This is a genomic window from Rhizobacter sp. OV335 (assembly GCF_900142965.1).
Classification (GTDB): domain Bacteria; phylum Pseudomonadota; class Gammaproteobacteria; order Burkholderiales; family Burkholderiaceae_C; genus Rhizobacter.
Map to the genome: position 1 here is coordinate 125,636 of NZ_FRCQ01000003.1, position 21,159 is coordinate 146,794.

Here is a 21,159-nt window from a genome sequence, read left to right on the forward strand (position 1 = left end):
GGAGGATTCTTCGAGATCAGCGCTGCTCGGGAGCGGTCAAGGTGGTTTCGAGGCCCTCGTCACGCGTGAAGCGGAAGCGCGACGTGATCACCAGCTGGTCGGCGCGCTTGCGCATCTCGGTGCTGAACTGGCCGAACGGCGCGGCCGCCCGCACGATGGCCTGGGCGCGCTTGTCGAGCAGCGGCGATTTCGACGGCCGCACGATCTCGGTCTCCATCACGCGGCCGGCGGCATCGATCGTGATCACCATCATCAGCTCGCCGTAGATCTTCTTGCCCTGCGATTCGGGGAAGTTGCGGGTGCCGCGGTCCTCGATCTTGCGGCGCAGCGAGTCGTAGTAGATCGCGTACAGCTCCTCGCGCGTGGCCGGGCTGATGTAGCGCTTCTTGGGCCGCGAGTTCTCCTCGTTGATGCGCTTCTCGATCTCGGCCAGCAGCTGCATCAGCTGGCGGCGGCGCTCTTCCTGCGCGCGCGCGGCGGGGTCGCCGCGGTCGCGCTTCGGGTCAGGCGCCGGCAGGTAGGCCAGCTCGCGGCGCACCTGCGCGAGCAGCTGCTGCTGCGTCTCCTGCAGCTGCTCGATCTGCTTGTGGGCCTCGTCGGCCGCGTCGCCGAGCTCCATCATCGGCGACGACGGCAGCGGCGAGGTCGCGCGGCCGCGTTCGGCTTCGCCGCCGCCGGCCAGGTTGCGCTGCGCGATCGCCTGCGCCTTGGTCGGCGCCTCGGCCGAGCTGCCGTTGACGAGGATGACCTCCAGCGGCGTGTCCTGGAACACGCGGTTGAAACTCTCCGGATCGACGAAGCGCACCACCAGCAACAGGGCGTGCACGCCGATCGACACCGTGAGCGCGATCTGCAGGGTGGAGAACTTCTTCAGCATCGATCTCTCAGGCGGCAGGGGTGGTGGCGGCCGCATCGGCCGGCGCGTCATCGGCATCGTCCGCGGCCACGTCGATCGCCAGCGTCAGCGGGCCGGCGGCGACGTCCTCGTTCTCGGCTTCGGCGTCCTCGACGACCGCGTCATCGGCCGTGGTGTCCGGATCGTCGATGCGCGACAGCACGCTCGCATGCACGTCCAGCGTCAGCAGGTCGGTGCCGGTGATGCGCACCTTCACGCGCGCACCGCGCGGCAACCGCTCGGCACCGACGGCGCGGAACACCAGCGGCAGCGTGTCGGCACGCACCAGGCCCTCTTTCATGACCGCGGCGTCGAGTTCGGCGATGCCGTTCTGCTCGAGGTACTTCAGCGTCCAGTAGCGCTCGATGCCCGACTGGAAGCCGTTGTAGGCGCTGTAGGCCGCATCGAAGCTGGAGATGACCGAGAACAGCGCCGCATCCTTCGGCTTGAACGGCGCGGCCAGCGCCGCGGTGCGGCCGTGGCGCGCGCAGGCGACGATCTGCCACTGGTTCAGCAGGTCGACATAGCGGCGCAGCGGCGAGGTGGCCCAGGTGTATTGCGCGACGCCCATGCCGGCGTGCGGTGCCGCGCGTGTGCCCATGCGCACCTTGACGCCCGGCGCCATGCTGGCCTGGCTGCGGTAGATGCCCGGCACGCCGAGGTCGTTGAGCCAGCCGCCCCAGGTGCTGTTGGCGAGGATCATCGCCTCGGCGACGATCAGGTCCAGCGGCGAGCCGCGCTGGCGCGTGCCGATGCTGACGCGCTCATGGCCCTGCGGCTCGGCGCCGTCGTTGCCGTCGAGCTTGAAGTTGTAGTCGGCCCGGTTGAACAGCTCCGGCTTGCCGCGCACCTGCTCGCGGCCGGCCTTCAGGTGGCGCGCCAGGCGGAAGCAGAACGCCAGTTCCGGCGCGAACTCGTAAGGCGCCGGCGCGTCGCCGAGCAGCGTGGCTTCGGTGATCACCGCGTCGAGCTGGTCGTGGCGCAGGTTGGCGGCGATCGGCACGCGCTCCAGCTTCGTCTCGCTGCCGGTCACTTTCAGCGTCGCCTCGTCGAAGCTGACGTACAGCGACACCGCAGGGCAGTCGCGCCCGGCCATCAGCGTGTAGGCCTGCACCACCTCGTCGGGCAGCATCGTCAGCTTGTAGCCCGGCATGTAGACGGTCGACAGCCGGTCGCGCGCGACCTTGTCGACCGGGCTGTCGGGCGCGATCGCGAGGCTGGGGGCGGCGATGTGCACGCCGAACACCACGGTGCCGCTGCCCAGGCCCTGCACCGACAGCGCGTCGTCGATCTCGGTGGTCTGCGAATCGTCGATCGAGAACGCCTGCACGGCCGCGACCGGCAGCACGTCCTTGATGGCCGGGGCCGACAGCGGCGGGAAGCCGGTGCCCTTCGGGAAGTTCTCGAACAGGAAGCGCCGCCAGTGGAACTGGTACGGCGAATCGATCGCGCCGGCCGCCGTCAGCAGGTCGAGCGGCGCCTTCTGCGCGCGGCGCGAGGCTTCGACGACGGCCTTGTACTCGGCGGCGTTCTTGTCGGGGCGGAACAAAATCTTGTAGAGCTGCTCGCGCACCGGCACCGGGCACTGGCCGGCCACCAGCTCGGCGGCCCAGCCCTCGATCTGCGCGGCCTGCTGCTTCTTGCGCTCGATGCCGAGCAGCGCGGCCTTCACGATCTCTTCCGGCGCCTTCTTGAACTGGCCCTTGCCGAGGCGGCGGAAGTAATGCGGCGCCTCGAACAGCCGGAACAGCGCGGCGGCCTGCTTCTCGGTGCCGGCCTTGGCGTCGAAGTAGTCGCGCGCCAGGTCGGCGAAGCCGAACTCGGTGTCGGGCGCGAACTCCCAGGCCAGGTCGAGGTCGATCTCGCGGGCGAGCCGCTGGCCTTCGGCGATCAGCTCGGCCGGCAGCGGCTTCTCGAACTTCAGCAGCACGTTGGCCGCCTTCACCTTCACGCGCTTGCCGGAGTCGAGCTCGACCTGCATCGAGCTGTCGGCTTCAGTCATCACGCGGCCGGCGAGGAACTTGCCGGCGTCTTCGAACAATGCATACATGGGGTGGGATTGTCGCGGAAAGCTCGGGCGTTCCCGGTCACGGGGAGGGCGCGAGCTGCAGGAAATGCATCAGGTGGGGCAGGTGGTGCTCGAACCCGCTGAGCGCGTGGTCGCTGCCCTCGACGATGCGCAGGTGGGCGCCGCGGTAGCGCTCGCTCATCTCGCGCCAGTCGAGCACCTCGTCGCCGGTGGCGATCACCGCGAAGTAGCGCGACGGCTTTGCGAGCGCGCCCGGCGTCATCGCGCGCAGCTGGTCGACGTAGGCCGGCATGAAGTAGAAGCGCTCCTCGCTGTGCCAGGCCTTGGTTTCGCCGATGTGCTTCGCCAGGTCGCGGGCCGGGTCGACCGCCGGGTTCAGCAGCACCGCCGGGCAGCCGAGCTGCTCGGCCAGCACCGTCGCATAGAAGCCGCCGAGCGAGCTGCCGATGATCGCCGTGCGCCCGCGCGGCCACCAGGCCAGCTCGGCGTGCAGGCCGTCGATCGCCTCCTGTGGCGACGGTGGCAGCTGCGGGCACCACCAGCTGACGCGCGGGGCGTGGCGCCGCACCCAGGCCTCGGCTTGGCGCGCCTTGGTCGAGCGTGGCGACGAACGAAAACCGTGCAGGTAGAGGAGGTGGGTGATCATGAAGCGTGAGGAATGCACATCCGGTGCAGCGCTCGCAGGCCGCGGGCGTCCGATAGGCGGGAGGCACGGAACCTGCAAAGCGCGACGGAGTCTAGCTCGGCGTTCCACGGGGTGGACGCCCGGTGCAAGGCTCTACACTTTGTTTCCACGCGGCCTCCATCCGACAGCCCGTGATTGCGTCCAATCGCTTCCAGAAGCCGCTCCCGGTCCCCTCCCACAAGGACATCACAAGGACACCGTTGACGTGAATGACTCCCTGAACCTCCCGAGATCCACGGCACCTGCCGGCCTGTCCCTGGCGCTGGCCGGCCTGCTGCTGCAAGGCTGCGTGACGACCGTGACGCCGACGCCGCCGGTCGTCGTCATCGCCCCGGCCGGCGCCGCGTCGGCACCGGTCAGCGCGGCGGCTTCTGCCGCCGCCGCCTCGGCTGCTGCTGCGGCCTCCGCGCCGGGCGCCATCGTGGTGCGGCTCGACCCGACCGCCCCGAAGCCCTTCGACGAGGTCATCAAGGGCGCGACCCACCAGGACGGCTTCGTGCCGGTGTGGCGCAAGGACGAGAAGACCTGGCTCGAGATCCCGGTCGAGCGCCTGGATCAGCCGTTCATGCTGTCGATCAACATCTCGAACTCGATCGGCGAGCGCGGGCTGTACGCCAGCCAGATGGGGCCGCAGTGGCTGGCCAGCTTCCGCAAGATCGGCAGCAACCTGATCCAGCTGGTGGCGCTGAACAGCAACTACGTCGCGACGACGCCGGCGATGCGCGCGAGCGTCGAGCAGGCGTTCTCGAACAGCCTGCTGGGCGCGGCCAGCATCGTCAGCGCGCCGCACCCGCAGCGCAAGTCGGTGCTGGTCGACGCGAACTTCCTGCTGGCGGACATGCCGGGCTACGCCACCGCGATCGAGACGGCGTTCCGCCTGCCGTACGCGCTGGACCGCGGCAACTCGTACTTCGAGAAGATCCGCGTCACCGACGACCTGACGACGCTGAACGCGCGCATGCACTACGCGACCGCGCGCATGCCGGCGCCGCCGCTGACGCCGAGCCCGGTGCCCACGCCGCCGCCGCCGCAGACCACGCCGGACCCGCGCAGCATGTTCGTCGGCTACGTCTACAACTTCGCGAAGCTCGGCGAGCCGATGGCGGCGCGCAAGACCGACCCGCGCCTCGGCCACTTCTTCGACGTCGTCACCGACCTGACGAGCGACACCAAGGCCAACCCGCGGCTGCACTACGTGACCCGCTGGCGCCTGGAGAAGCAGGACCCGCAGGCCGCGCTGTCCGAACCGAAGCAGCCGATCGTCTACTGGCTCGACAAGAACATCCCGGTGCAGTACCGCGGGGCGGTCGAGGCCGGCGTGCTGGAGTGGAACAAGGCCTTCGAGCGCATCGGCTTCAAGAACGCGATCGTCGCGAAGCAGCAGCCCGACGATGCCGACTGGGACAACATGGACGCGCGCCATGCGTCGATCCGCTGGTTCACCGGCGCCGACGTCGGCTTCGCGATCGGCCCGAGCCATTCCGATCCGCGCACCGGCGAGATCATCGATGCCGACATCGGCATGAGCGACGTGTTCGGCCGCGGCGCGCGGCGCTTCCTGGTCGAAGACGTGGGTCGCGCGACGCCGTTCGCGTCGCCCGCCTTTGCCGCCTGGAGCAAGTTCGGCGGTGCCGACTACTGCAACTACGCGCAGGAGGCCGCCGGCGAGATGGACTTCGCGATGGACCTGCTCGAGGCGCGCGGCGAGATCGCGCCGGACGGTCCGGAGGCGGATGCCTTCGTGCAGTCGCGCATCAAGGACGTGGTGATGCACGAGGTCGGCCACACGCTGGGGCTGAAGCACAACTTCAAGGCCTCGACGGTGGTCAGCCGCACGCAGCTGCAGGACACGGGTTTCACCGAGAGCAAGGGCATTTCCGGCTCGGTGATGGACTACAACGCCTACAACCTGGCGCTGGCGGGCGAGCACCAGGCGAGCCTGAACAACACGACGCTCGGGCCGTACGACTACTGGGCGATCGAATACGCCTACAAGCAGATCGCGCCGGCCGACGAGACGGCGGAGCTGGCGCGCATCGCATCGCGCAGCACCGATCCGCTGCTGGCCTATGCGGACGACGCCGAGGCCGGCGGCCAACGCGGCAACGACGGCATCGACCCGCTGGTCAACCGCTTCGACCTGGGCGACGACCCGCTCGCGTACTACGAGAAGCGGCTGCAGCTGTCACGCGAGCTGTGGCAGCGCGTGCAGGACCGTGCGCCGCAGCCGGGCGACGAGGCGATCCGCCAGCGCCGCGTGCTGCTCAGCGGCTTCCAGCAGCTCAACCGCGCGGCCGACCTGGTCGGCAAGTACGTCGGTGGCATGAACACCGTGCGCGACCTGCCGGGCTCGACCAAGCGGCCAGCCTATGCGCCGGTGGCGCCGGCCAAGCAGCGCGATGCGCTGCAGTTCCTGGCGAAGGGCTTGTTCAATGCGGACAGCTTCCGCTTCCGGCCGCAGTTCCTCGCGGGCCTGTCGCCCGACTACAACGAGTGGGACCGCGGCGGGCCGGTGAGCATTCCGGCCGCGGTGCTGCAGGTGCAGGTCACGGCGCTCGACCGGCTGATGAGCCCGGGCACCGCGTCGCGGCTGCTGGACCTGCCGCTGTACGTGGCCGATGCGAGCAAGCGCAACGTCATCTCGCTGGCCGAGGTGTACGGCACGCTGCAGGGCTCGGTGTGGAGCGAGCTGAAGACCGGCAGCGACATCGACCGGCTGCGCCGCAACCTGCAGCGCGAGCATCTGCGCCGCGTGCAGGCCTTGCTGATCCGCGGCGCGGGAACGCTGCCGCCGGACGCACTGAGCCTGGTGAGGATGGAGGCGGTGGAGCTGCAGGGGCAACTGCGTGCTGCGGTCAACGGGCCGAGGTTGTCGATCGAGAGCCGGGCGCATTTGCAGGACAGCCTGTCAACGCTGAACGAGGCGCTGAAGGCTTCGATGCTCAGGAGCTGACGAACACACACCCGTTCGCCCTGAGCAGGGACTGAGCCTGTCGAAGGCCCGTCCGTCGAAGGGTTGTGCCCGAAGCGCGCAGGGTCTTCGACAAGCTCAGTCCGACCCTTCGACAAGCTCAGGATGATCGGGCCCTTCGACAGGCTCAGGGCGAGCGGGGTTTCTTTGCCTTCGCGGGAATCTTCAGCCTGCCAGGGCTGTCAACAGCTTGTCGTGCACCCCGCCGAACCCGCCGTTGCTCATGCACAGCACATGGTCGCCGGGCTTCGCGGCCCGGCGCACCGCGGCCACCAGCGCGTCGATCGTGTCGCAGACGATGGCCTTGTCGCCCATCGGTGCCAAGGCCTCGCGCGCATCCCATCCCAGGTTGCCCTGGTAGCAGAACGACAGGTCGGCTTCTTCGAGCGACCACGGCAGCTGGGCCTTCATCGTGCCGAGCTTCATCGTGTTCGAACGCGGCTCCAGCACCGCGAGAATGCGGTCGAGCCCGACCTTGCGGCGCAAGCCGTTGACCGTGGTGCGGATCGCCGTCGGGTGGTGCGCGAAATCGTCGTAGACCTTCACGCCGCCGGCCTCGCCGCGCAGCTCCATGCGCCGGCGCACGTTCTGGAAGCTGGCGAGCGCCTTCGCAGCGACCTGCGGGTCGACGCCCACGTGCTCGGCGGCGGCGATCGCCGCCAGCGCGTTCAGCTGGTTGTGCTCACCGAGCAGCGGCCATTCGACGTGCGCGATCTTCAGGCTGCCACGCAGCACGTCGAACACATGCGGCTCGCCGCGCGCGCGCAGCGCACCCGGCGTTTCCTTGCGCGCGCCGAAGCGCACCACCTCGCTCCAACAGCCGCGCGCCAGCACGCGTTGCAGCGACTCCTCGCGCGCATTGACCACCAGCCGCCCGGCCGCCGGCACCGTGCGCACCAGGTGGTGGAACTGGGTCTCGATCGCCCCGAGGTCCGGGAAGATGTCGGCGTGGTCGAACTCGAGGTTGTTCAGCACCGCGGTGCGTGGGCGGTAGTGCACGAACTTGCTGCGCTTGTCGAAGAAGGCGGTGTCGTACTCGTCGGCTTCGATCACGAAGGTCTTGCCTTCGCCGAGCCTGGCGGAGACCCCGAAGTTCTGCGGCACGCCACCCACCAGGAAGCCCGGCTTCAGCCCCGCCTGCTCCAGCATCCAGGCCAGCATCGAGGTGGTGCTGGTCTTGCCGTGCGTGCCGGCGACCGCCAGCACATGGCGGCCCTGCAGCACGTTCTCGGCCAGCCACTGCGGCCCGCTGGTGTACGGCAGGCCGGCGTCGAGGATGGCCTCCATCAGCTCGTTGCCGCGCGAAACCACGTTGCCGACGACGAACAGGTCGGGTGCGAGCTTCAGCTGGTCGGCGCCCCAGCCTTCGATCAGCTCGATGCCGAGCGCGCGCAGCTGGTCGCTCATCGGCGGATAGACGCCGGCGTCGCAGCCGGTGACCCGGTGGCCGCCCTCGCGCGCGAGCGCGGCAATGCCGCCCATGAAGGTGCCGCAGATGCCCAGGATGTGGATGTGCATGCCTTACTTCAGCACGGATCGTGCCGCGGCGAGTGTGGCCGCTATGTCGTCGGCCGTGTGGGCGGCGCTGACGAAACCGGCCTCGTACAGGGCCGGTGCGATGTAGACGCCGTGGTCCAGCAGGCCGTGGAAGAAGCGGTTGAAGCGCTCCTTGTCGGTGGCCATCACGGTGGCGTAGTTCTGCGGCAGCGTGTCGGCGAGGAAGAAGCCGAACATGCCGCCCTCGCAGTCGGTCGACCACGGCACGCCGTTCTCGCGCGCGACCGCGGCCAGGCCGTCGACCAGGCTGTGGGTGCGTGCCGACAGCGCCTCGAAGAAGCCGGGGCGCTGGATCTCGCGCAGCGTCGCGAGCCCGCAGGCGGTGGCCACCGGGTTGCCCGACAGCGTGCCGGCCTGGTAGACCGGACCGAGCGGCGCGAGCTGCTCCATCACCGCGCGCTTGCCGCCGAAGGCCGCCAGCGGCATGCCGCCGCCGATCACCTTGCCGAACACGCTGAGGTCGGGCTCGAAGCCCGGCAGCGCGCGCGCGTACAGGCCTTGCGCGCCGTGCAGGCCGACGCGGAAACCGGTCATCACCTCGTCGAACACCAGCAGCGCGCCGTGCTGCGTGCACAGCTCGCGCAGCCGCTTCATGAAGGGCAGCTGGGTGCGCACGAAGTTCATGTTGCCGGCGATCGGTTCGATCATCACGCAGGCGATGTCGTGGCCGTGCAGGCTGAAGGCCTCCTCGAGCTGCGCCAGGTGGTTGTACTCGAGCACCATCGTGTGCTGCACCACCTCGGCCGGTACGCCGGCGCTGGTTGCATGACCGAAGGTCGCGAGGCCCGAGCCGGCCTTCACGAGCAGCGCATCGGCATGGCCGTGGTAGCAGCCCTCGAACTTGACGATCCGGTTGCGGCCGGTGGCGCCACGCGCCAGGCGGATCGCGCTCATCGCGGCCTCGGTGCCGGAACTGACCAGGCGGACCTGCTCGAGGCTCGGCACCAGCTTCAGGATCTCCTCGGCGAGCTCGATCTCGCGCTCGGTGGGGGCGCCGAACGAGAAACCGTCGAGCGCGGCCTTCTGGACCGCCTCGAGCACCGCCGGGTGGCCGTGGCCGAGGATCATCGGCCCCCAGGAGCCGATGTAGTCGATGTAGCGCTTGCCCTCGGCGTCGAACATGTAGGCGCCTTGCGCGCGCGCGATGAAGCGCGGCGTGCCGCCGACGGCGCGGAACGCGCGCACCGGCGAATTGACGCCACCGGGGATCACGCGGCGGGCGCGCTCGAACAGGGCTTCGTTGGTCTGGGTCATCTTCTGGATCTGGTAGCCCGGATGTCAATCCGGGATGCGGTCAGTGCACGTGCCGGGGGTCTTTCGGGGCCTCTTCGTCGTTGGCGGCGGCAGCTGCCTCGCCTTCTTCGCCTTCTTCGCCGGGCGGCAGCGCCCAGAAGAAGCGGTCGGGGATCACGTTGCCCATGCCGGGGCGGAAGCCCGCATCCAGCGCCTGGTCGAGGAAGGCGAGCGATTCGCCCACTGCCGCGTGCAGCTCGCTGCCGGCGGCCAGCAGCGCCGCCAGCGCCGACGACAGCGTGTCGCCCGCGCCGACGAAGCTGACCTCGAAGCGCTCGAACTTCTCGCCGGTGATCGCGCCCTGCGGCGAGGCCAGCACGTTGTCCATGAACTGGTCGGGCAGCGGCACGCTCGTGACCAGCACGAAGCGCGTGCCGTGCTGCGCCGCCGCCACCGCCAGCTCGCGCGGCGAGGCCGGGCGCTCGCTGCTCCACTCGGGCAGCAGGAAATCGGTCAGCGTCTGGTGGCTGCCCACCAGCACCTCGGTCTGCGGCAGCACCAGCTCGCGGAACGCGTCCAGGTAGGCCTGCTGGTCGTCTTCCTCGAGCCACGACAGGTTGGGCATGTAGGCCACCAACGGCACTTCGGGGTAGTCGGACAGCACCTCGGCCACCGCGCTGACACCCTCGGCGGAACCGAGGAAACCGACCTTCCAGGCGGCGATGCTGACGTCTTCGAGGATGCTGCGGGCCTGCTCGACGACCACGTCGGCGTCGATCGCGCTGTGGTCGAACACCTCGGCGGTGTCGCGCAGCACGATCGAGGTGACCACCGGCAGCGCATGCGCGCCCATCGCCGCGATCGTCGCGACATCGCCGGCCAGGCCGCCGGCACCGCTCGGGTCGCTCGCGTTGAAGGTCATCACGCAGGCGGGTGCGGGCGCTTCCTGGTTCGGGTCGGCCTGGGGGTCCGCGGAGGGGGCGTCTGGGGTCATTGGAAGTCCGTCGGGAAAGGTGAAGACGAGCCGCGTTTGCCGGCACTGACTTCTAGAAAAATGTGAGGAATGTGGCGTAGGTGCCTAGAAATCAATGTATTTTTGTCAATCTGCATCGCTACAATCTTTTCTCATTGTAGTGATGCGACAAAAACAAAGTGAGCAATGACCTCAGCGGTACCCGAACCTGGATGTGCCTGATCTGCGGCTGGATATACGACGAAGCCGCGGGCGATCCTGAACACGGTATTGCACCGGGCACCGCATGGGAAGCAGTACCCATGAACTGGACTTGCCCGGAATGTGGCGCACGCAAGGAAGATTTCGAAATGGTCCAGATCTGATGGTCGCTGAGGCTCTTACATGGCGTGCCGGGCAAGTGCCACGGCCGCTTTCAGTCATTGAGGGGATTCTCGGTGAGCAATGAAGCCATCGCAGGCATCAAGGTGCTGGTGATCGACGACAGCAACACGATTCGCCGCAGCGCGGAGATCTTCCTGAAGCAGGGCGGCCATACCGTGCTGCTCGCGGAAGACGGTTTCGACGCGCTGTCCAAGGTCAACGATCACGCGCCCGACCTGATTTTCTGCGACATCCTGATGCCGCGCCTGGACGGGTATCAGACCTGCGCCATCATCAAGCGAAATGCCAAATTCGCCGACGTGCCGGTCATCATGCTGTCCTCGAAGGACGGCCTGTTCGACAAGGCACGCGGCCGGATGGTCGGCTCCGAGGACTACCTCACGAAGCCGTTCACCAAAGACCAGTTGCTGCAAGCCGTGGCACAGCACCGGCCGGCCCGCGCCTGACGCGGCCACCGATGTTGCCCTGCAAGAATTGAAGGAGTAAGACGATGGCGATTCAGAAGATTCTGTTGGTCGACGATTCGAAGACCGAACTGCACTACCTGTCGGAGCTGCTGACCAAGCGCGGCTACGCGGTGCGAACTGCCGAGAACGGCGAAGACGCGATGCGCCGGCTGGGCGAAGAGAAGCCCGACCTGATCCTGATGGACGTCGTGATGCCCGGCCAGAACGGCTTCCAGCTGACCCGTGCGATCACGCGCGACCCGCGCTTCACCGACGTGCCGGTGATCATGTGCACCAGCAAGAACCAGGAAACCGACAAGGTGTGGGGCATGCGCCAGGGCGCACGCGACTACATCGTCAAGCCCGTCGACGCCGACGAGCTGGTGTCGAAGATCCGCGCGTTCGACTGAACGTCATCGGTACCGTTTCCATCACCTCACCGTCACACGTCGCCCCGCAGGCAGAGAACTGAATGGCCAACAAGGAAGCATTGCGCGAGCTGCAAAGTCGCCTGGCCGAAAGGCTGCAGGCGGCGCGTACGCAAGAGCGCGGCCGCGCCTGGCTGGCCGTCGAGTGCGGCAGCCACGGGTTCCTGTTTCCGCTGCAGGAAGCCGGTGAAATCTTCCCGTTCGCGCCGGCGATGCCCGTGCCCTACACCAGCCGCTGGTTCATGGGCGTGGCCAACCTGCGCGGCCGGCTGCACGGGGTGGTCGACCTGGCGGGCTTCCTGGGTGTGCGCGGCAACGAGCCGGTGCGCGAGCAGTCCTGGTTCGTCGCGTTCAACAACGATCTGAACATCAACTGCGCGGTGCTGGTGGACCGGCTCGCCGGCCTGCGCAACCTGCAGCAGTTGAAGCCCGAACCCGACGACGGACAGGTCAAGCCGGCCTTCGTCGGCACGCATTACCGCGACGAAGGCAACCGCCTCTGGCGCGAACTGAATCTGGCACAGCTGGCCACCGAGGCCGCTTTCCTGAAGATCGCAGGCTGAGGCGCGATGCGCGCCGGCCCTCCTGACTGCATTACCCAAGACGACGCAACGAGGCACCTATGAGCTTCCTGAACAAAATCAAAGGCAAGGGCAAAGGCCGTGACGACGCATATGGCGCCGACGGTGCCGTTGCGCTGGACGACGTGGCCGGCCTCGACCTGCACGACGATGGGCGGCCGGACGGCGGCGCCAACACGGTGAACCTCGACTCGTCGATCATCTCGGAGGCCGCGCCGTCCGAGATCGCCGACTTCTCCGAAACCCGGCTGCCGAGCGGCGACAACGCCGCGCTGATGTCGGGCACCGGCGTGCCGCTGATCGGCAACCGGCCGGTGGGACAGCAGCAGCGTCTGCTGGGTGCCATGGTGCTGATCGGCCTGGTCGGCCTGGTCGGCATGACGATCAGCTCGCTGAACCAGGCCAACAAGGGCGCCGCCCAGGTGGGCTACTCCGGTCAGGCGCTGATGCAGTCGCAGCGTCTGGCGAAGTCGGTGTCGCAGGCCTTGATCGGCAGCGCGCAGGCCTTCCCCGAGGTGAAGGAAAGTACCGAGGTGCTGGCGCGCAACGTGCGCGGCCTGGCCAAGGGCGATGCGAACGTCGATGCGGCGCCGGGCGTCGTGCAGGACACGCTGGAACCGCTGCTGCCGCTGGTCGACCGCGCCGAGAAGAACGCGAACACCGTGCTGCAACAGCAGAAGATCCTGACGCAGGTCGGCCAGGCGCTGCGCGCGATCAACCGCCAGTCGTCCGACCTGCTGGAAATCGCCGAGACGGTGTCGTCGCTGAAGCTGCAGCAGGAAGCCTCGCCGGCCGAGCTGTCGGCGGTCGGCCAGCTCGTGATGCTGACCCAGCGCATCGGCAAGTCGGCCAACGAATTCCTGACGATGGAAGGCGTGAGCCCCGAGGCCGTGTTCCTGCTGGGCAAGGACTTGAACTCGTTCCGCGAAATCGCCGACGGCCTGTCGAACGGCAACGCCGAGCTGCGCTTGCCGGGCACCAAGGATCCGCAGACCAAGGAGCGCCTGACCGCGCTGCTGAAGCAATACGAAGAGACGCGCACCCAGGCCAGCTCGATTCTGGGCAACCTGCAAGGCCTGGTGTCGGCCCGTGAAGCGCAGGCCGCGATCATTGGCGACAGCGAACCGCTGCGCAAGGGCCTGGAAACGGTGCAGGACCGCCTGTCCACCGTCACCGGCTTCAACGTCGTGAACCTGGGCCTGCTGGTGCTGTCGGCCGTCGTGCTGGCCCTCGGCGGCGCGGGTTTCCTGCAGCTGTATGTGCGAGACCAGGCGCAACGTGCCGCGCTCGCCGAAAACCAGCGACTCGAAGCCGAACGCCAGGAACAGGAAGCCAAGCGCGTCAACGACGCGAACCAGGCGGCCATTCTGCGGCTGATGAACGAATTGCAGACGGTTGCTGAAGGCGACCTGACGCAGCAGGCGACCGTGACGGAAGACATCACGGGCGCCATCGCCGACTCGGTGAACTACACGGTGGAAGAGCTGCGCACGCTGGTGTCGCAGGTGCAGGGCACGGTGGGTCGGGTGACCGAAACGACGCAGCAGGTGGAAGCCACGTCGACCGAACTGCTGGCCGCCTCCGACGAACAGCTGCGCGAGATTCGCGAAACCGGCGAGTCGGTGCTGCAGATGGCAGGCCGAATCAACGACGTGTCGAGCCAGGCGCAGCAGACGGCCCAGGTGGCGCGTCAGTCGCTGCAAGCTGCAGAGACCGGTCTGACCGCGGTGCAGAACACGATCGGCGGCATGAACTCGATCCGCGACCAGATCCAGGAAACCTCCAAGCGGATCAAGCGACTGGGCGAGTCGTCGCAGGAAATTGGCGAAATCACCGAACTGATTTCCGACATTACCGAACAGACCAACGTGCTGGCACTGAACGCCGCCATCCAGGCCGCATCGGCCGGTGAAGCGGGTCGGGGCTTCTCGGTGGTTGCGGAAGAAGTGCAACGGCTGGCAGAACGCTCCGGCGACGCCACGCGGCAGATTGCGGCCCTGGTGAAGACCATTCAGACCGACACCCAGGATGCTGCGGCCGCCATGGAACGCTCGACGCAGGGCGTGGTGGAAGGAACCCGGCTGTCTGACGCGGCAGGTAACGCACTGGGCGACATCGACCGCGTGTCACGCCAGCTTGCCGACCTGATTGCGCACATTTCGAGCCAGGCATCGCGAGAAGCCGAATCGGCCAACGTGGTGGCAGCGAACATCCAGCACATTTTCGCGGTGACCGAGCAGACCGGTGAAGGTACCCGTTCCACCGCACAGATGGTGCGCGAGCTGTCCCGGACGGCCGAGGAACTGAAGCAATCGGTTGCACGGTTCAAGATCGCTTGAGCTAGTGTGTTGCCTGCGGCCCTGATCGGGCCGCAGCCCTTCACCCCACACAGGCAGATGGATTGCCACCGCCCCCAACGCGACGATGAGCGACACCATGAGTGAGACCACAGACGACCTCAGCGCGCTCGCGTGGGTTCACGATGAACTGCGCAAGTCCCTGGACACGGCCCACAAGGCGTTGCGCCGCTACGTGAAGGAAGCCGAGGCGAACAGCGGCTCCGACGTCGACAGCGTCGATCCGTCGGTGCTGCGCACCGCGCGGCAACAGATCCACCAGGGCGTCGGTGCGCTCGAACTGGTCGGCCTGCCGGCCGTCGCCCGCCTGCTGGCCGCCAGCGAGGCGGCGGTGCAGCGCTTCGTCGCGAAGCCGCAAAAGCTCACGTCGGCCGAGGTCGACACCATCGAGCGCGCCTCGTTCGCGCTGCTCGACTACCTGCAGCGCCTGCTGGCCGACAAGCCGGTCTCGCCGCTCGCGCTGTTCCCGCAGTACCAGGCAGTGCAGACGCTGGCCGGTGCCGAGCGCGTGCACCCCGCCGACCTGTGGAACATCGACTGGCGCTGGCGCGAGCTGCCCAACGACACCACGGTCAAGCCGCGCGCCCCCGATTCGATCGCCCGCGGCCTGATGGAGCGCCAGCTGCTGCTGATCATGCGCGGCGAGCAGATGCCGGCAGTGCAGCGCATGAGCGACATCTGCGCCGGCCTCGGCGCGCAGGCGTCCGACCTGACCCACTCCACGCTGTGGAAGCTCGCGGCCGCGTTCTTCGAAGGCCAGGCCAACGGCCTGCTGAAGGGCGACGTGCACACCAAGCGCGTGGCTTCGCGGCTGCTCGCGCAGCTGCGCACGCTGGAGCGCGGCCAGCCCGACGTCTCCGAGCGCCTCGCGCAAGACCTGCTGTTCTTCTGCGCGCAGAGCGCCTCGCCCGGCGACGGCCGCAAGACGCCGCGCCTGGCCGCGGTCCGCCAGGCCTACGGCCTAGCGCAGCACCTGCCGGTCGACTACGACACCAGCCGCCTCGGTCGCTTCGACCCGGCGCTGATCGTGCAGGCGCGCAAGCGCGTCTCGACCGCCAAGGACGCCTGGTCATCGGTCGCCGGCGGCGAAATGCACCGCATGAGCGGGCTGGCCGAGCAGTTCTCGCTGGTCGGCGATTCGGTCAAGCGCCTGTACCCGAGCGGCGAGCTGCTGGCCGATGAAATCCAGCAGGCCGTCGTGCAGACGCAGCAGTCCAACGCTGCACCCGAAGCCGCGCTCGCGATGGAAGTCGCGACCAGCGTGCTGTACCTCGAAGCCTCGCTCGAGGATGCCGATTTCGACCACCCCGAGCAGGCCGCCCGCGTGCGCCGGCTCGCGCAGCGCGTCGCCTCGGTGCGTGCCGGCAACACCCCCGACCCGCTCGAAGCGTGGATGGAGGAGCTGTACCGCCGCGTCTCCGACCGCCAGACCATGGGCAGCGTCGTGCAGGAACTGCGCGCCTCGTTGTCCGAGGCCGAGAAGTCGATCGACCAGTTCTTCCGCAACCCGGCGCAGCGCGAGCTGCTGATGCCGGTGCCGAACCAGCTGTCCGCGATGCGCGGCGTGCTGTCGGTGCTGGGCATGGACCAGGCCTCGCATGCGGTGCTGCGCATGCGCGAAGACATCGACGGCATGATCACGACCGAGGTCGACCCGCAGCTGGTCGTCCAGTCGGGCACCTTCGACCGCCTGGCCGGCAACCTGGGTGCGCTCGGCTTCCTGATCGACATGCTCAGCGTGCAGCCGCAGATGGCGAAGTCGCTGTTCGTGTTCGATGCCAAGTCCGGCACGCTGAGCCCGCTGATGGGCCGCAGCGCCGCGGCGCGCCAGGCCTCGAACCTCGCGCTGGCGCATGCGCCGGCACCGGTCGAGCCGCGCCTGATCGAACAGGCCCAGTCGCTGTCGCTGACCGCGGCGAGCGACCACGTGCCGCTCGATGAAGTGTCGCGTGACCTCGACCTGCTGTCGCACGAAGCGCAGGCCGCGGCCCAGCCCGAGCTGGTCGCCGCCGTCGAGCACGCCAAGGACGCGATCGCGCATTCGCACAACACCGAAGAGGTGGCGGCCGCGCGCGAACAGCTCTCCGAAGCGCTGTCCGACTTCGTCCACACCGCCACCGACCCGGTGCTCGACATGCCCGAGGCCGCGCCGGCCAAGGTGCAGCCGGCGCTGTCGGCGGCCCCGGCCGGCACCGCGACCGACCTCGGCGACGATCCCGAGATGCGCGAGATCTTCCTCGAGGAAGCGCGCGAGGTGATCGAGACCGCCGGGACGGCGTTGAAGAGCCTGGCGCATGCCAGCGCCGACGTCGAGCAGCAGACCACCGTGCGCCGCGCCTTCCACACGCTGAAGGGCAGCTCGCGCATGGTCGGGCTGAAGGACTTCGGCGATGCCGCGTGGGCTTGCGAGCAGGTCTACAACACCTGGCTGGCCGGCCAGAAGGCGGCCGATCCGACGCTGCTGAATTTCTCCAACGAAGCGCTCGCCTACTTCGCGAAGTGGGTCGACGCGATCGCCGCACAGAACGTCTCCGGTTTCAACGCCGCGACGGTGAAGGTCGCCGCCGAGGCGCTGGGCCGTGGCGATCCGGTGCCGCCGATCAAGGTCGGCGCCAGCTCGCCGGTGTCGCTGATGTCGCTGTCGTTCGGCGACGCCGCCAAGCCGGCGGCTGCCGTGCCGGTCGTCACCGCGCCGGTGTCGAAGCCGGCGCCGCTGGGCGCGCTGCCGCCGGTCGCACGCCCGATGGCTGCGCCGCCGGTCGCGCCGGTGGTGCCGCCCGCGCCGGTGTCCGCGCCGCTCCCGCTGGCCGACCTGACGTTCGACCTGGACCTCGGTGCGTTCGACGACGCCCCGGCCGCGCCCATCGTCGCGCCGGCCGGCAACCTGCCGAGCTTCGAACTGCCCGACACCTCGATGCTCGACCAGCTCGGCGCGGCCGCGCCGATCGACACCGTGCTCGAACCGATGCCGGTCGCCGAGACCGTCGAGCCGCAACTGCTGTCCGCCGAATCGGTCGAGCTGATCGAACTCGACCTGGGCGACGACTTCTTCGGCAGCGCACCGGCCGTCGAAGCCGCGCCGCTGGTGTCCGAGCTGTCGCCGACGCCTACGGTTGCCACCACCGAAGCCGAGCCGGCACCGCTGTCCGACGACGACCAGGTCAAGATCGTCGGCCCGCTGCGCATCGGCATTCCGCTGTTCAACATCTACCTGAACGAAGCCGACGAGCTGTCGCGCCGCCTGACGACCGAGGTTGCCGAGTGGGCCATGGAGCTGCACCGCCCGGTCGGCGAAATGCCGATCGCGCTGGCGCATTCGCTGGCCGGCAGTTCGGCCACGGTGGGCTTCAGCGAGCTGTCGCACCTGTCGCGCCTGCTCGAACACGCGCTGATGCGTTCGCAGGCGATCGGCGTCGGCACGACCGACGAAGGCCGCCTGTTCGTCGATTCGGCCGAAGAAGTGCGCCGCCTGCTGCACCAGTTCGCCGCCGGCTTCCTGAAGCCCGCCGCACCGGAACTGCTGGAGCGCTTGGCCGAGCACGAGATCAGCTCGGCCCGCCGCCTCGAGGCCGCCAATGCGGCGGCCGACGTGGTGTCGCCGTCGACCGACGACATCCCGGCACCGCACCCCGAAGCCGGCTTCGACGAGATCGATGTGTCGTTCGACGACCTCGAGCCGTTGGAAGCCGCGCCCGAGATCGTGCTGAGCGAGCCGATGCTGCTGGCGCCCGAGCTGCCCGCGGTGGCCGAAGTGCTCGACCCCGAAGCCCTGTCGGCCGCGGCCGAGGGCTCGTTCGGCACCAACGACACCAACTTCGCCGGCCTCGGCCTGCCCGAGCTGAAGGCGTTCTCGCCGCTGGCCGCCGAGCCGCATCGCTCGACGCCGGTGCGCGTCGACGTCGACGACGAAGGTGACGATGACGACGACGACATCGACGCGATCGATGCCGTCGACGCCGAGCTGTTCCCGATCTTCGAGGAAGAGGGCGAAGAACTGATTCCCGAGCTGGCGACCAAGCTGCGCGAATGGTCGCACCGTCCGACCGACAACTCGGCGGCCGCGGCCTGCATGCGCACGCTGCACACGCTGAAGGGCGGTGCCCGCCTGGCCGGTGCGATGCGGCTGGGTGAAATGGCCCACCGGCTGGAAACCCGCATCGAGCACCTGCTGCAGCAGGCGACGCCTGCGACCACGCAGGATGTCGAGGCGCTGCAAGGTCGGGCCGACGGCCTGGCCCACACCTTCGAGGTGCTGCGCTCGCGCGATGCCCAGGCTTACGCCGAAGCGGTGGTGGCGCCGATCGCGCCGCCGCCTGCGCCGGTCCGTCCGCCGGTGTCCGCACCGGTGGCGCCGCCGGTCGTGCTGGCCCCGATGACGGTGGCTGCGCCGGCGCTGCCGGTGTTCACCGCGCCGCCGGTGGCTGCGCCTGTCGTGGCCGCGCCTGTGGTGGCCCCGCCGGTCGTCGCCCCGACGCCGGTCGCCGAGCCGCTGCCGGTCGCCGAAGCCACGCCGTTCATCGAGCCCCTCGCACCGACGATCCCGGCCGCTGCGCCGGTGGTTCCGGCGCCGGTCCAGGCCGCCGCATCGGCAACCCCGCCGGCGACCCCGCCGGCCGCCCAGGTCATGACGCCGGCACGCGTCGCCGCCCAGTCGCAGTCGCCGACCGGCGACATCGACTGGTCGCGCTTCCCCGCGACGGCGGTGGCTGCGGCGGTCGAACAGTCGATCTCGCCGACGCACTCCGCAGTGCGCGTGCGCGGCCCGCTGCTCGAACGCCTGGTCAACCAGGCCGGTGAGGTCAGCATCACGCGCTCGCGGATCGAGGCCGAGGTCGGCAACATCCGTGGCTCGCTGTCCGACCTGACGGACAACCTGGAGCGCCTGCGCGGCCAGCTGCGCGACATCGAGCTGCAGGCCGAGACGCAGATGAGCTCGCGGCTGGAGCAGGCCAAGGCGCAGGCCCAGTCCTTCGACCCGCTGGAGTTCGACCGCTTCACCCGCTTCCAGGAACTGACGCGGATGATGGCCGAGTCGGTGAACGACGTGGCCACCGTGCAGCGCACGCTGCACCGCACGCTGGAAACCACCGAAGACGAACTGGCGGCGCAGGCCCGTCTGACGCGCGACCTGCAGGACGACCTGCTGCGCACCAGAATGGTCGAGTTCGAAAGCGCCTCCGACCGCCTGTACCGCGTGGTGCGCCAGGCGGCCAAGGAAACCGGCAAGCAGGTGCGCCTGGACATCGTCGGCGGCTCGATCGAAATCGACCGCGGCGTGCTGGACCGCATGACGCCGGCCTTCGAACACCTGCTGCGCAACTGCGTGACGCACGGCATCGAGCGCCCCGAGGTCCGCACCGGCATCGGCAAGGAAGCCGCCGGCAGCATCGTCGTGTCGCTGCACCAGGAAGGCAACGAAGTCGGCGTGGAATTCCGCGACGACGGCGCCGGCCTGAACCTGATGCGCATCCGCGACAAGGGCGAGGCGATGGGCCTGATCAAGCCCGGCGAATCGCACAGCGATGCCGAGCTGGCCAACCTGATCTTCACGCCCGGCTTCTCGACCGCCGACCAGGTGACCGAGCTGGCCGGCCGCGGAGTCGGCATGGACGTGGTGCGCTCCGAAGTGAACGCGATGGGCGGCCGGATCGAGACCGCGACCTCGGTCGGCCAGGGCACCAGCTTCAAGCTGCTGCTGCCGCTGACGACGGCGGTGACGCAGGTCGTGATGCTGCGCTGCGGCAACACCGTGGTGGCGGTGCCGGCCACGCTGATCGAGATCGTGCGCCGCGCCAAGGTCGAAGAGCTGGAGCATGCCTACGCCAGCGGCACCTTCACGGTCGGCGACCGTTCGCTGCTGTTCTTCTGGCTCGGCGCCTTGCTGCAGCAGACGGCCATCACCCAGGAAGTGACCCGCATGCGGCCGGTGGTGGTGGTGCGCAGCGCGCAGCAACGCATCGCGCTGCACGTCGACGAAGTGCTGGGCAACCAGGAAGTGGTCGTGAAGAACCTCGGGCCGCAGCTGTCGCGCCTGCCGGGTCTCGCGGGCATGACGCTGCTGGCCTCCGGTGCGGTCGCGCTGATCTACAACCCGGTGGCACTGGCCACGCTGTATGGCGATGCGGCCCGTGCCGCGACGCTGGCGGCACGCCAGGCGCCGACGCAGGCGCAGATGATGGAAGCGGCGGCCGCCGAGGCGCCGCAACGCCTGGCGCCGCTGGTGCTGGTGGTCGACGATTCGCTGACGGTGCGCCGCGTCACGCAGCGCCTGCTGGTGCGCGAAGGCTACCGCGTGCAGCTCGCCAAGGACGGCATCGACGCGCTGGAGCGGCTGGCCGAAGACCTGCCGCAGGTCGTGCTGAGCGACATCGAGATGCCGCGCATGGACGGCTTCGACCTGGTGCGCAACATCCGCGGCGATGCCCGCCTGCGCGACCTGCCGGTGATCATGATCACCTCGCGGATCGCACAGAAGCACCGCGACTACGCGGCCGAGCTGGGGGTCGACCACTATCTGGGCAAGCCGTATTCGGAAGAAGACCTGCTGGCCTTGATCGGGCGCTACACGGCCGATGTCACTTTGGCGTAATCTGGTCACCATGCGCTCACACGAGAACATC

General features: G+C 68.8%; 13 protein-coding genes. 7 read left to right on the top strand and 6 right to left on the bottom strand.

Going from position 1 to position 21,159, the window contains the following annotated elements:
* Nucleotides 1-16: 16 nt before the first annotated feature.
* From BUE42_RS04225 to BUE42_RS04235, 3 genes are read right to left on the bottom strand one after another with little or no spacing between them, the layout of a single operon-like run.
* On the bottom strand, nt 17-877 hold the full coding sequence (locus tag BUE42_RS04225; RefSeq protein ID WP_083613891.1) for an energy transducer TonB: 861 nt from the start codon (nt 875-877) through the stop codon (nt 17-19).
* A 7-nt stretch (nt 878-884) separates the two neighbouring features.
* On the bottom strand, nt 885-2,945 hold the full coding sequence (locus tag BUE42_RS04230) for a ribonuclease catalytic domain-containing protein (RefSeq protein ID WP_073463019.1): 2,061 nt from the start codon (nt 2,943-2,945) through the stop codon (nt 885-887).
* 37 nt (nt 2,946-2,982) lie between these two features.
* Nucleotides 2,983-3,570 carry a YqiA/YcfP family alpha/beta fold hydrolase gene (locus tag BUE42_RS04235; RefSeq protein WP_073463020.1) on the bottom strand — a complete coding sequence of 196 codons (588 nt, stop codon included), beginning with the start codon at nt 3,568-3,570 and terminating at the stop codon, nt 2,983-2,985.
* Between the two features lie 244 nt (nt 3,571-3,814).
* On the opposite strand from BUE42_RS04235, the gene BUE42_RS04240 reads away from it, so the two are divergent.
* Nucleotides 3,815-6,562 carry a zinc-dependent metalloprotease gene (locus BUE42_RS04240; RefSeq protein WP_143171289.1) on the top strand — a complete coding sequence of 916 codons (2,748 nt, stop codon included), beginning with the start codon at nt 3,815-3,817 and terminating at the stop codon, nt 6,560-6,562.
* Between the two features lie 183 nt (nt 6,563-6,745).
* Here the strand turns inward: BUE42_RS04240 and mpl are convergent, their stop codons facing one another.
* Genes mpl through BUE42_RS04255 form a run of 3 tightly spaced genes read right to left on the bottom strand, consistent with a single transcriptional unit; the run spans nt 6,746 to nt 10,364 of the window.
* Nucleotides 6,746-8,098: a UDP-N-acetylmuramate:L-alanyl-gamma-D-glutamyl-meso-diaminopimelate ligase gene (gene mpl, locus BUE42_RS04245; protein ID WP_073463021.1), complete on the bottom strand. Its 1,353-nt coding sequence runs from the start codon at nt 8,096-8,098 to the stop codon at nt 6,746-6,748.
* Nucleotides 8,099-8,101: 3 nt separating this feature from the next.
* On the bottom strand, nt 8,102-9,391 hold the full coding sequence (gene hemL / locus BUE42_RS04250) for a glutamate-1-semialdehyde 2,1-aminomutase (protein ID WP_073463023.1): 1,290 nt from the start codon (nt 9,389-9,391) through the stop codon (nt 8,102-8,104).
* Between the two features lie 40 nt (nt 9,392-9,431).
* Nucleotides 9,432-10,364 carry a bifunctional hydroxymethylpyrimidine kinase/phosphomethylpyrimidine kinase gene (locus BUE42_RS04255; protein WP_073463025.1) on the bottom strand — a complete coding sequence of 311 codons (933 nt, stop codon included), beginning with the start codon at nt 10,362-10,364 and terminating at the stop codon, nt 9,432-9,434.
* Nucleotides 10,365-10,555: 191 nt separating this feature from the next.
* On the opposite strand from BUE42_RS04255, the gene BUE42_RS04260 reads away from it, so the two are divergent.
* The 6 genes from BUE42_RS04260 to BUE42_RS04285 all read left to right on the top strand — a co-directional run bounded on the left by BUE42_RS04260 (nt 10,556) and on the right by BUE42_RS04285 (nt 21,128).
* Nucleotides 10,556-10,708: a rubredoxin gene (locus tag BUE42_RS04260; protein WP_073463028.1), complete on the top strand. Its 153-nt coding sequence runs from the start codon at nt 10,556-10,558 to the stop codon at nt 10,706-10,708.
* Between the two features lie 72 nt (nt 10,709-10,780).
* Nucleotides 10,781-11,173, top strand: a complete 393-nt coding sequence (locus BUE42_RS04265; RefSeq protein ID WP_073463030.1) for a response regulator — start codon at nt 10,781-10,783, stop codon at nt 11,171-11,173.
* 44 nt (nt 11,174-11,217) lie between these two features.
* Nucleotides 11,218-11,583, top strand: coding sequence for a response regulator transcription factor (locus BUE42_RS04270; RefSeq protein ID WP_047509914.1), 366 nt, complete (start codon nt 11,218-11,220; stop codon nt 11,581-11,583).
* 62 nt (nt 11,584-11,645) lie between these two features.
* On the top strand, nt 11,646-12,164 hold the full coding sequence (locus tag BUE42_RS04275) for a chemotaxis protein CheW (RefSeq protein WP_073463032.1): 519 nt from the start codon (nt 11,646-11,648) through the stop codon (nt 12,162-12,164).
* Nucleotides 12,165-12,223: 59 nt separating this feature from the next.
* The gene (locus BUE42_RS04280; protein WP_073463034.1) at nt 12,224-14,521 is read left to right on the top strand and encodes a methyl-accepting chemotaxis protein; all 2,298 of its coding nucleotides are present in this window, start codon (nt 12,224-12,226) and stop codon (nt 14,519-14,521) included.
* Nucleotides 14,522-14,618: 97 nt separating this feature from the next.
* The gene (locus tag BUE42_RS04285) at nt 14,619-21,128 is read left to right on the top strand and encodes a hybrid sensor histidine kinase/response regulator (RefSeq protein WP_159445364.1); all 6,510 of its coding nucleotides are present in this window, start codon (nt 14,619-14,621) and stop codon (nt 21,126-21,128) included.
* Nucleotides 21,129-21,159: the final 31 nt, after the last annotated feature.

Bases quoted from the DNA above. Each gene is read 5' to 3' on its own strand.
- BUE42_RS04225 (WP_083613891.1), bottom strand. From the start codon at position 877: ATGCTGAAGAAGTTCTCCACCCTGCAGATCGCGCTCACGGTGTCGATC.
- BUE42_RS04230 (WP_073463019.1), bottom strand. From the start codon at position 2,945: ATGTATGCATTGTTCGAAGACGCCGGCAAGTTCCTCGCCGGCCGCGTG.
- BUE42_RS04235 (WP_073463020.1), bottom strand. From the start codon at position 3,570: ATGATCACCCACCTCCTCTACCTGCACGGTTTTCGTTCGTCGCCACGC.
- mpl (WP_073463021.1), bottom strand. From the start codon at position 8,098: ATGCACATCCACATCCTGGGCATCTGCGGCACCTTCATGGGCGGCATT.
- hemL (WP_073463023.1), bottom strand. From the start codon at position 9,391: ATGACCCAGACCAACGAAGCCCTGTTCGAGCGCGCCCGCCGCGTGATC.
- BUE42_RS04255 (WP_073463025.1), bottom strand. From the start codon at position 10,364: ATGACCCCAGACGCCCCCTCCGCGGACCCCCAGGCCGACCCGAACCAG.
- BUE42_RS04260 (WP_073463028.1), top strand. From the start codon at position 10,556: ATGTGCCTGATCTGCGGCTGGATATACGACGAAGCCGCGGGCGATCCT.
- BUE42_RS04270 (WP_047509914.1), top strand. From the start codon at position 11,218: ATGGCGATTCAGAAGATTCTGTTGGTCGACGATTCGAAGACCGAACTG.
- BUE42_RS04275 (WP_073463032.1), top strand. From the start codon at position 11,646: ATGGCCAACAAGGAAGCATTGCGCGAGCTGCAAAGTCGCCTGGCCGAA.
- BUE42_RS04280 (WP_073463034.1), top strand. From the start codon at position 12,224: ATGAGCTTCCTGAACAAAATCAAAGGCAAGGGCAAAGGCCGTGACGAC.
- BUE42_RS04285 (WP_159445364.1), top strand. From the start codon at position 14,619: ATGAGTGAGACCACAGACGACCTCAGCGCGCTCGCGTGGGTTCACGAT.